Origin of the sequence: Myxococcus sp. NMCA1 (genome assembly GCF_026810205.1) — a bacterium.
Classification (GTDB): domain Bacteria; phylum Myxococcota; class Myxococcia; order Myxococcales; family Myxococcaceae; genus Myxococcus; species Myxococcus xanthus_A.
Map to the genome: position 1 here is coordinate 540,881 of NZ_CP113950.1, position 9,414 is coordinate 550,294.

Here is a 9,414-nt window from a genome sequence, read left to right on the forward strand (position 1 = left end):
GAATGTTTGCCCTGCCTGCCTCGGTGCGCGTGGTGCTGGCGACTGGGCCGGTGGACATGCGCAAGTCGATAGACGGCCTCATGGCGCTGGTGCGCGCCGAGTGGGGCGAGGACGTCTACTCGGGCCACCTCTTCGCCTTCGTCTCGCGCAAGGGCGACAGAGTCAAAGTGCTGACGTGGAGCCGGGGCGGCTTCGTGCTGCTGTACAAGCGACTGGAGACGGGGAGATTCCGGCTGCCGCCGGTGGACGCTGGCGCGCAGACGGTGCACCTGGACGCGACGCAGTTGGCGATGCTGCTGGACGGCATTGACCTGGCCCAGGTGCGGCGTCAGCCCGCCTGGATGCCTCCCGGGCGCACGGGCACCTGACAGGCCTGGCCCGGGACGAGGTGCGGCGGCGGCGTGTTGAGGCGGAGTGCCGCGCCAGTTACCTCAAGACCACTTCTGCCCCTGGCGCGAGGAGGCGGAGGAACTCAAGGAGCGCCTGACGTCGCTGGAAGCGAAGATGGCGACGCCGCGAAGAAGAAGCGCCAGCAGCGGGCGGCCCGGAACGCCGAGGAGGCGCCCGTGTGAGAGATTCGCCACGCCGTCCCCACGGAGGAGCGCCACTGCCCGGCGTGCGGCGGCGAGGACTTACGGCCGCTGGGCAAGGGCTGTGCTTCGGTGCTGTACGAATACGTGCCGGCGCGCTTCGAGAAGCAGGTGCACGTGCAGGAGGTGCTGGCGTGCGCGTGCGGCCGGGGCGTCGTCACCGCCCCACCTCCGGCGCGGGTGGTGGACAGGGGCGAGTACGGCCCGGGCTTCATTGCCCACGTGGTGACATCGAAGTGCGCGGACGCCATGCCACTGCACCGGCTGGCCCAGCGGGTGGAGATAAGCGGCGTGCCCATGAGCCGAAGCACGCTGACGGACCTCTACCACCAGGCCGCCTCGGTGCTGCTGCCTCTCTCCCAGCACCTCTTGCAATGCATTGCCGCCGCGGACGTGGTGTGGGCCGACGAGACGCCGCTGCGCGTGCTGGACGTGAAGAAGACGAAGCTGGGCTACCTCTGGACTTTCCTCACCCTGAATGACGCGGGCGAGTGGCTCATCGGCTACCGCTTCAGCATGGGCCGCACCAGCAAGACGCCCAAGGAAGTCCTGGGCGGCACCGAGGGCGCGCTCGTGGTGGACGCATACACCGGCTACAACGCGGTGACGCTGCCAAAGGGCCGGGTACGCGTCGGGTGCTGGGCCCACGTGCGTCGCCGCTTCTTCGACGCGCTGGCCACCGCGCCCGAGGCGCGTGAGGCCTTGGACTTCATCCTCGAGCTCTACCGGGTGGAGGCCCAGGCGAGAGGCGCGGACGTGGTTCGTACCGCTGCCCACCGCGAGCTGCGCCAGCAGCACAGCGCTCCCGTCCTCACGCGACTGCACGTCTGGCTTGAAATGCAGGCGCCGCGTCACCCGCCCAAGAGTCCGCTGGGCCAGGCCATTTCCTACGCGGTGAAGCAGTGGGAGGCCCTCACGCGCTTCGTGGAGAATGAGCGACTTCCTCTCGACAACAACCGCTCGGAATCGGCGCTGCGGAAGGCGGCTCTGGGCCGTAAGAACTTTCTCTTCGTCGGCCACGAGGTCGCGGGTGAAAACCTCGCGGGCCTCTACGCACTGGTGGCCACCTGCGAGGCCAACCAGGTCAACCCCGAGGAGTATCTGGCCGACGTGCTGCTGCGGGTGCAGACGCATCCCAACTCCCGCATCGGTGAGCTGCTACCCCACGAGTGGAAACGTCGACGCGTCGCCGAGCCACCTGACTCAGCCCTGCAGTCCAGTCCCTGAACTCCTCGCTCCTCGCGGCGCTCGCCGAACACGGCCTACGGCCGCCTGCAACCGTGCGCGCCACGTCCTTGGCCGGACGGTTACGAACTGACGCACCTGGTCCTGGTAGGCGTCACCCTTGGTTGGCCTCGCAGTAGTCGCGGAGCGCCTCGGCGTCCGCCAGCGCGTTGTGCGGCACCCGGCTGGTGCTCGCCGTGTTGAAGCCCGGCAGGCGCTGGAACTTCATGTCGAAGTCTGGCACCGGCTGCATGCGCCCCGGGCCGGTGATGAGCAACGCCAAGAGGTGCTCGAAATCGGTCGGCCAGTCCGCGACGACGACCATGTGCCCCACCGCTCGTTCCCGCATGAACGTCGCCAGCTTCCGCGACGCAAGCTCGCGCGAGACGACCTCGCTGCCGAGGCGGGGGACAACGTGCGTCTCCACCCACGGGTCGGTCTGTCCCACCCACTCGACCGCGACGTAGAACGACTCCAGGGCGGGGTCGGCCGGCACGAGCGCGAGGGACATCAGCTCGCCGCCGAAGCGGGTGTACTCGGCGTCCATGTAGTAGCGCATCACGGTTTCCTCGTGTTGGTACTGCGATAACTGGCAGCGGTAGCCAGTGCTCGGACACTGGTGGCGCCGCGACGCTTCTCCGCGCGGACGTCCTGGACGGTGCGCACGACGGTGCCGTCCAGCGCCGCGAGCGCCTCCTCGGGGGTGGTGGCGATGGCGATGGTGAGCCCCGCGGCGCTGAGTTGGGCGTGGAGCTCAACCTGGGCTGGCTTCATCCTCCCGCCTTTCGCCGCCTTCACCTCGATGAACACCACGCGGCCGCCGCGGACACACAGCAGGTCCGGCAGCCCGGCGCCGTTGAGGCGGAGGACGAACCACCCGGCCAGTCGGATGCGCTCGACGATGGGGCCCTCGTTGGCGTCCCGGGCGAGGGCGTAGCGGTTGCACCGACTCACGTCAGCCTCCAGTCGCCGCGTGCGGCCACCACCTGACGCACCCGGGCGCGCAGATCGGCCGGGGGCAGCACCACGCCCCACCAGGGCGGCACCAGCGCCTGGCCGCGCTCCAGCCCCACCTCGTGGAGCACCTGGGCGCCCGGGTATGCGCCCGCGGCGAGTTGGGCCAGGGGCTGGCGAATGTCCGCGTCGCGCAGGCACGTCATGGGCGGCTCCGGTAGAATGCGGACGTGGGCGCTCCAGCCCACAAGCATGGGGGAACACCGCAATGGCCGATAGCAGCGACAGCACCGACTGGACGAAGGTGCTGCTCAAGTGCCCGGAGTGCGGGAAGGAGAAGCCGGTGGTTCCCGACTTCGGCCTCATGACGCTGGACGGGCATCCGCCATCCCCTCAGTCCAGGTGCAACGTGTGTCGCATCGCCATCGTGACCAGCCACCTCTGACGTCACGGCTTCAGTCCTCCTTCGCGGATGCGGTCGTGGAGCAGGCAGGTGCAGCGGCACTGGCCGTGGGTGCGCGAGAAGCGGCAGCCGCGCTCGTGGCGCCCGTACCTGTCCAGGGCCGTGGCCACCTTGAGCAGCATCGCCTCCAACTCGGCGACGCTTCGCTCCAGGCGCCAGACTGCGGCCATTTCTGGTCCCTCAAGCAGGTGCGCAGGAGGCGAGCGCGGGGCATGAGGCAGCGGCGAGGAAGGAGAGGACACCGCGAGTGGACTTTCGCCGAGTTGCTCAGGAGGACGTTCGACTTCGACGTGTTCGCCTGCGTGAGGTGAGGAGGCAGGCTTAAGGGTGTTGGCGTACGTGAAGGGGGCCCCCGGGGTGCGGGCGATTGTGGAGCACCTGGGCTTGCCCACGGCCTGTGCGAGGTTGGCCCCGGCACGAGGGCCACCCCAGGCCGTGTGGTGTTGAGGCTCAAGAGGCGCCAACAGGCCAAGGCTCCTGCCACGCACCTGATGGGAGCGCGGCCTGGGCAGGCGTGTGCCCCAAGGGGGCTCAAGCGGCCTGTCCACCGGCCGGGAGCATCGCTCGGGCGGCCCCGTCAGCGGCCCTCCTCGACCCCTCTGCACCCTCCCTCCCCTCAACAGGGCCCCCATTCCTCTTATGCGCCACGCAGATTCCCTCGCGCACGCGGCCACAGCGCCCCTTGCGCTGGTCGGCGCTGGCCTGGGAGACCGGCTCGATGTGCAGGCGCGTGACGCCCGAGCGCGGGTCATAGCGCGACAGGCGCGCCACCCCCGTGTCCACGACGTACACGATTCCCGGGATGGTGACCGACGTCTCCGCGACGTTGGTGGCGAGGATGACCCGGCGCTCGGGGATGGTGGCGAAGACGCGCGACTGCTCGGCGGCCGACAGGCGCGCATACAGGGGCTGCACCACCGTGCCGCGGAGCTCGCGCGCGTTCAGGGCATTCTCGGCCTCGCGGATTTCCCGCTCCCCTGGGAGGAACACGAGGACGTCCCCGTCCGGGTCGAGCGAGAGCACGTCCGCCACCGCATCGGCGACGGAGTCTGCGAGCTCGGTGTCCTCGGGAGGCGGCTCGTAGAGCACGTCCACCGGAAAGGTGCGGCCCTCCACCTGGATGACCGGCGCCCCTCCGAAGAACTGCGAGAAGCGCTCGGTCTCGATGGTGGCCGCGCTCACCACCACCTTGAGGTCGGGGCGCCTGGGGAGGATGCGCTTGAGCCACCCGAGCAGGAAGTCGATGGTGAGGCTGCGCTCGTGGGCCTCGTCGAGCACGATGGTATCGTAGCGGCTCAGGAGCGGGTCGCTGTGGAGCTGCGCGAGCAGGACACCGTCGGTCATGAACTTCACGGCCGTGCGCCGGGACGAGCGGTCCTCGAAGCGAATCTGGTAGCCGACGTCCGTGCCCAGCTCGGTGCCCAGCTCGCCCGCCACGCGCGCCGCCACGCTCGTCGCGGCGATACGCCGGGGCTGGGTGACGCCAATCTGGCGCGGGCGGCCGCGCCCCATGGCGAGCAGGACCTTCGGCAGCTGCGTCGTCTTCCCCGAGCCGGTGGCCCCCGCGACGATGACCACCTGATGGGCGGTGATGGCCGCGGTGGTGTCCTCCACCTGGCTCGAGATGGGCAGCTCGGGGGGGAAGCGCAGGGTGGGCAGGCCGCCGGGGGTGGGGACGGGTGATTCGCCGGACATGACCTCCTGGCCTGGCACTGAAGCGCGCGCCGCGCCCCTGACGAATCGTGTGGGCGCCTGCCCGCCCGGCGCTCTGGGAGGGGCCCTCCTGCTTGGAGCGCGGCCCCAGCCCGCGGGAGGGCCCTGGGACAGGCCCTCCCGCGAAGCCGAGCGACTACCAGATGCAGGCGAGCCCGTAGGACGAGGTGGGGAGCCCCGAGAGCGCCCCGTCCGGGACCACCCCGTACGCCGTATACGGATAGGTCGTGGCGTACTTGCGCATGCCGGGGGTGCTGGGGTTGATGAAGCCCGTTACGTACACGGTGGAGCTGGAGCGCTCACGCACGACCGCGCCGCACCACGGCTCGCTCGAGATTTCCGCCAGCGTGCCCAGGGGAACCCACTTCACGCTGCCGTAGCCGCCGAAGTAGGCGATGTCCGAGGGGTCGGTGAGGAGGTACTTGGCGCCGGCGACCCAGAGGTAGATGTCGCTCGTCGTGCGCTCCATGACCAGCAGGCTCTGGGCGTAGGTGAAGTCGATGAAGGGGTCGGACCAGTTGCTGTTCGGAATGTCGTAGACGACCCTCCAGTCATCCCAGGCATCCAGCTCCGTGGCGTTGGGAATCCACCAGGGCCGCTGTCCGACGACGACATAGATGCGGGAGCTGCCAATCTGCCGGAAGAGGGTGCCGTCCCTGGGCACCTGGGTATACCCGTCGATGGTGGCCTGGGGCAGGGCCACCGTCGTGCGCCCCGAGTAGAGGCTGTGCTGCGCGGGCGGGATGTAGAAGCGCGCGCCTCCCGCCACGTAGTAGCGGTTCGAGGTCCCGATGCCGAGCAGGACGACGTCATCCGGCGCGTCGACATATCCAGCGAAGGCTTGTGCTCCGAAGAGGCTCAGTCCCAGGACGAGCCAGCGGGTGATGCATGCAAGGGGTGAGGTGACACGCACGGATTTTTCTCCTGTCATGAGGGGCTGCTGCTTGTCTGTGTCGCGCCCGAGAGGCTAGACAGGTGCTCTACGAAGGCAGCTTTCATGTCTGGTCATTCCTCCTGGCATTTCACGGAGGAATCCCAGTGCATGGACAGACTGTCACTCGGAGTGAGGGGGGGGCGGCCGAGAATATGACGATGACAGCGAAATCAGAGACACCCACGGGCGTGCCGCCGCCACGAATCGACCGCGGCGACGTGCACTGGCTCGCGCCCGATGACTCGCGGGGCCCCGCGCCCGAATACGCACATCCCCATGTGGTGGTGCAGGACGACGTCTTCAACCACTCGCGCATCACCACGATGGTGGTGTGCGCGCTCACCTCGAACCTGCACCGCGCCACGGAGCCCGGCAACGTCCTGCTGGAGCCGGGCGAGGGCGACCTGCCCAAGCAGAGCGTCGTGGTGGTGTCGCAGGTCTCCTCGGTGGAGAAGGCGCGCCTCGGAGCGCGCATCGGCTCGCTGTCCGAGGCGAGGGTGGAGCAGATCCTGGCCGGCCTGCGCTTCCAGCAGGCGTCGTTCTTCCGGCGCTAGCGCGGGCTCAGGGCTCGTTGAAGACGAGCAGCCCGCGCGCGGTGTCCACGACGTATACATGGCCGTCGCCCGGCACGCGGATGCCGATGGCGCCCTCAAGCAGGTTGTCGGTGCGCTCCGGGTCGTCCTCGCGGAAGGTGTTGAAGTAGGCAATCTCCTTCGGCTCGGGTGGAATGGACACGTCCAGCACGCGCAGCTACTTCACCCCCAAGGATTGCATCGACGGGACGAAGACCGTGCTCACCGGTCATGATGATTGGTCCAACCTCCGCTTCGATTTCCGCGCCTACAGTGACGGGAACATGGCGGTAGCGGGTGCACTGCCCGTCGGGGAAATGGACCCAGAATCACTCTTTGCCACGGGTGCATCGCTGGACTCCGACGGCGATGGTGTCGCCAATGCGGACGACAACTGCATCGTGACCGCGAACCCGGGACAGGCGGACCTCAATGGCAATGGATTCGGGGATGCCTGCGAGCCTGCCTCCGCCGCGACTGACTTGTCAGCGACGACTTCCGCCTCGCCATCGACGGCACAAGTGGGCTCCAACCTCACGCTGACGCTCACCGTGACAAATGGCGGAACCAGTCCCAAAGGTCAGGTCTTCCTCTCACAGGTCCTGCCCGACGGCGTGACCTTCTTCTCTGTGACGTCCTCGCAGGGAAGCTGCCAACGCAACGGTTCGGCGGTAGGCTGTGATCTGGGGGCATTGGGCGCGAGCGCCAGCTTGACCGTGACGGTGGTCTTGCAGCCGCTGAGCATTGGGAGCATCACCACCTCCGTGGAGGCCACCGGGTCGCTGGTGGACATCAATGATGCGAACAACACCGCGGACCTGAGCATCACCGTCATCCCCTGGGTGCTCCGAAGTAAACGGGTCCATCCGTGGCGAGCGACGGTGGGCCCTCCCCGGTGGACATCGGTCCAAGTCCGATGTCCACCGGGGGCTCCTATTCCCCCGAGTCAGCGAGGCCATCGGTGAGACTGGAATCAAAGGTGCGAAGGGGGTTGAGAACAGCCGCCTTGCTCCTGCTCCTCGCCGGAGGATGCCGGAGCCCATCCCTGCTCACCGACGGGCGAACCCATGAAGCCCTCCCCGGACAGGAAGCCTCGCCCGCCAGGCGCATGGGCGGAGGGCCCTGGCTGCTTCAGGTCCGCAAACAGGACTTGTGGGTCCGCACCCCTGCTGGGGACAGCGAGTACGCACTGACACGGACCGGGCGGGTGGTGGCCACCCGCCCCTACGGAAACGGGCTGGGATGGAGCGGCGTCGCCATCTCTCCCGATGGGCGCCAGGTGGCCTATGTCGAACGCCCGGAAGCGCAGGAGCACGAATCCCCGGGCCGATGGGCCCTCCTGTGGATCGTCAATTCGGATGGCTCGGGTCGACGCATGCTGCTGGACCTTCGCGAGCACGCGCTGACGCCGGGGCCGTTCCGCGCGGGCCCCATCCTCTGGTCCTCGGATGGCGCCCGGATCGCATTCTCCCTGGAGTCCTTCGCGCGAACTGGTCCGGAGTCGCGGCCCTGCCCGCTCGCGGAGGTCCACACGGTGGAGGTGGGTTCAGGCAAGGTGGAGCGGCTCTTCGAGAGTCCAACGCACGGGATGCTCACCCCCCGAGGGTGGAGCGCACAGGGGACCGTCTCCTTCTCGCTGCTCTCCTGTGAGGCAACCGCCGAGGTCGGGAAGGACGGCCGCTTCTTCGAATTCGAGCCAGGAAGAGGCATACGAGACACGCACGCGCGCGGTGCGGTTTCCTCCGACGGGGTGCATACGCTCCTGCTGCCAGCGACACCGGAAGCCGGGGTTCCCACCGCATTGCTGGATGGAAGGAAGGTGGATGCCCCTCCCGAGGTCGACACCCGACTCCTGCGCCACGTGGCCTGGATGCAGCACCAACCCGTGGCCTATCTCACGACCTACTCAGGACAGTCACGCTCCTGCGCCTTCGACCGTGTGCCCGCGCCAGCGCTCTTCCAGGCGAACTTCGACGCGTCGCGACCGGGCATCGAGCCGAGAACGGGACTGGGTGGACTCATGGTCCTCGCGTTCTCACCCGACGACGCACACGTCCTCGCCGCGACGGTCCTGCTGCGCTCCCAGGCAAGCGAGGTGTGCTGGCCGGACACCTTCGATTCGCTCCTGGTGATGGAACGCGTCCAGTTGGAGAACAGCCCCACCCTGACCGCGCTCTCCGCTTCCAGCATCCGGCTCGACGTGCCGGCATCGCAGATGGGACCAGAGCTTCAGGGCTTCGTGGGCTGGGTGCGGTAGCACTCGAACCCACGAAGAACGCAATTTTTCGGCTCGGCCTTGCAAGTAACGCCTCACTACCATGCGCTGGTGCCGGAAGGCGTCTTCGTGCCGGGGGAGGGCGGCGTGCGCTTCGAGGCGTTGCCGCCGCCCACGCAAGGGCCTGCATGCCAACGACAGGCAGGGACTGGAACGGCGATGCCGCTACGGGGCGCGCGGTGCGCTGGCGCTGGAGCGGCTGTCACGAGCGGAGGATGGCCGCATCGCCTATCGGATGAAGCGCCCGCTGCCGGACGGCACCACGCACCTGCTCTTCACCGGGCTGGAACTGTTACGGCGTGTAGCGTCCCTGGTACCTCCGCCTCGGGCAAACCTCACGAGATTCCACGGCGTCTTCGCTCCAGGCGCCAGACTGCGGCCATTTCTGGTCCCTCAAGCAGGTGCGCAGGAGGCAAGCGCGGGGCTTGAGGCAGCGGCCAGGAAGGAGCGGGTGAAGGAGAGGACACCGCGAGTGGACTTACGCCGAGTTGCTCAGGAGGACGTTCGACTTCGACGTGTTCGCCTGCGTGAGGTGTGGAGGCAGGCTCAAGGGTGTTGGCGTACGTGAAGGGGGCCCCGGGGTGCGGGCAATTGTGGAGCACCTGGGCTTGCCCACGGCCTGTGCGAGGTTGGCCCCGGCACGAGGGCCACCCCAGGCCGTGTGGTGTTGAGGCTCAAGAGGCGCCAAC

The 9,414-nt window shown here is 68.4% G+C and carries 12 protein-coding genes and 2 pseudogenes; 7 read left to right on the forward strand and 7 right to left on the reverse strand.

Annotation, left to right across the window (positions count from 1 at the left end):
* The first annotated feature begins 2 nt into the window (after positions 1–2).
* Positions 3–368, forward strand: coding sequence for an IS66 family insertion sequence element accessory protein TnpB (gene tnpB / locus OZ403_RS02430; RefSeq protein WP_140786897.1), 366 nt, complete (start codon positions 3–5; stop codon positions 366–368).
* Positions 369–414: 46 nt separating this feature from the next.
* Positions 415–1,817, forward strand: a pseudogene (gene tnpC, locus OZ403_RS02435) (IS66 family transposase).
* Positions 1,818–1,929: 112 nt separating this feature from the next.
* Here tnpC and OZ403_RS02440 read toward each other — a convergent pair.
* Genes OZ403_RS02440 through OZ403_RS02450 form a run of 3 tightly spaced genes read right to left on the reverse strand, consistent with a single transcriptional unit; the run spans position 1,930 to position 2,974 of the window.
* Positions 1,930–2,373 carry a hypothetical protein gene (locus OZ403_RS02440; RefSeq protein WP_268783375.1) on the reverse strand — a complete coding sequence of 148 codons (444 nt, stop codon included), beginning with the start codon at positions 2,371–2,373 and terminating at the stop codon, positions 1,930–1,932.
* Complete coding sequence (locus OZ403_RS02445; protein ID WP_140786899.1) at positions 2,373–2,768, reverse strand: VRR-NUC domain-containing protein; 396 nt, start codon at positions 2,766–2,768, stop codon at positions 2,373–2,375. Before OZ403_RS02445 ends, OZ403_RS02440 begins: the two co-directional genes overlap by 1 nt.
* Complete coding sequence (locus OZ403_RS02450; protein ID WP_268783376.1) at positions 2,765–2,974, reverse strand: hypothetical protein; 210 nt, start codon at positions 2,972–2,974, stop codon at positions 2,765–2,767. Before OZ403_RS02450 ends, OZ403_RS02445 begins: the two co-directional genes overlap by 4 nt.
* 62 nt (positions 2,975–3,036) lie before the next feature.
* On the opposite strand from OZ403_RS02450, the gene OZ403_RS02455 reads away from it, so the two are divergent.
* Positions 3,037–3,213, forward strand: coding sequence for a hypothetical protein (locus OZ403_RS02455; RefSeq protein ID WP_174258615.1), 177 nt, complete (start codon positions 3,037–3,039; stop codon positions 3,211–3,213).
* Between the two features lie 2 nt (positions 3,214–3,215).
* Here OZ403_RS02455 and OZ403_RS02460 read toward each other — a convergent pair whose 3' ends face one another.
* The 3 genes from OZ403_RS02460 to OZ403_RS02470 form a co-directional block, all read right to left on the reverse strand.
* Positions 3,216–3,401 carry a hypothetical protein gene (locus OZ403_RS02460; protein WP_140852914.1) on the reverse strand — a complete coding sequence of 62 codons (186 nt, stop codon included), beginning with the start codon at positions 3,399–3,401 and terminating at the stop codon, positions 3,216–3,218.
* A 361-nt stretch (positions 3,402–3,762) separates the two neighbouring features.
* Entirely contained in the window at positions 3,763–4,926 is a 1,164-nt protein-coding gene (locus tag OZ403_RS02465; protein WP_268783377.1) for a helicase-related protein, read from the reverse strand.
* A 154-nt stretch (positions 4,927–5,080) separates the two neighbouring features.
* Complete coding sequence (locus OZ403_RS02470) at positions 5,081–5,857, reverse strand: hypothetical protein (protein ID WP_140786903.1); 777 nt, start codon at positions 5,855–5,857, stop codon at positions 5,081–5,083.
* A gap of 179 nt (positions 5,858–6,036) precedes the next feature.
* Between OZ403_RS02470 and OZ403_RS02475 the strand changes: the two genes are divergently transcribed.
* On the forward strand, positions 6,037–6,432 hold the full coding sequence (locus tag OZ403_RS02475; protein WP_268783378.1) for a type II toxin-antitoxin system PemK/MazF family toxin: 396 nt from the start codon (positions 6,037–6,039) through the stop codon (positions 6,430–6,432).
* Between the two features lie 7 nt (positions 6,433–6,439).
* Here the strand turns inward: OZ403_RS02475 and OZ403_RS02480 are convergent.
* A pseudogene (locus tag OZ403_RS02480) lies at positions 6,440–6,628 on the reverse strand (LVIVD repeat-containing protein); the annotation flags it as partial.
* Positions 6,629–6,767: 139 nt separating this feature from the next.
* Between OZ403_RS02480 and OZ403_RS02485 the strand changes: the two are divergent.
* The 3 genes from OZ403_RS02485 to OZ403_RS02495 all read left to right on the forward strand — a co-directional run bounded on the left by OZ403_RS02485 (position 6,768) and on the right by OZ403_RS02495 (position 9,293).
* On the forward strand, positions 6,768–7,415 hold the full coding sequence (locus OZ403_RS02485) for a DUF11 domain-containing protein (RefSeq protein WP_268784846.1): 648 nt from the start codon (positions 6,768–6,770) through the stop codon (positions 7,413–7,415).
* A gap of 41 nt (positions 7,416–7,456) precedes the next feature.
* The gene (locus OZ403_RS02490; protein WP_268783379.1) at positions 7,457–8,707 is read left to right on the forward strand and encodes a TolB family protein; all 1,251 of its coding nucleotides are present in this window, start codon (positions 7,457–7,459) and stop codon (positions 8,705–8,707) included.
* A 61-nt stretch (positions 8,708–8,768) separates the two neighbouring features.
* On the forward strand, positions 8,769–9,293 hold the full coding sequence (locus OZ403_RS02495; RefSeq protein ID WP_268783380.1) for a transposase: 525 nt from the start codon (positions 8,769–8,771) through the stop codon (positions 9,291–9,293).
* The last annotated feature ends 121 nt before the right edge of the window (positions 9,294–9,414 follow it).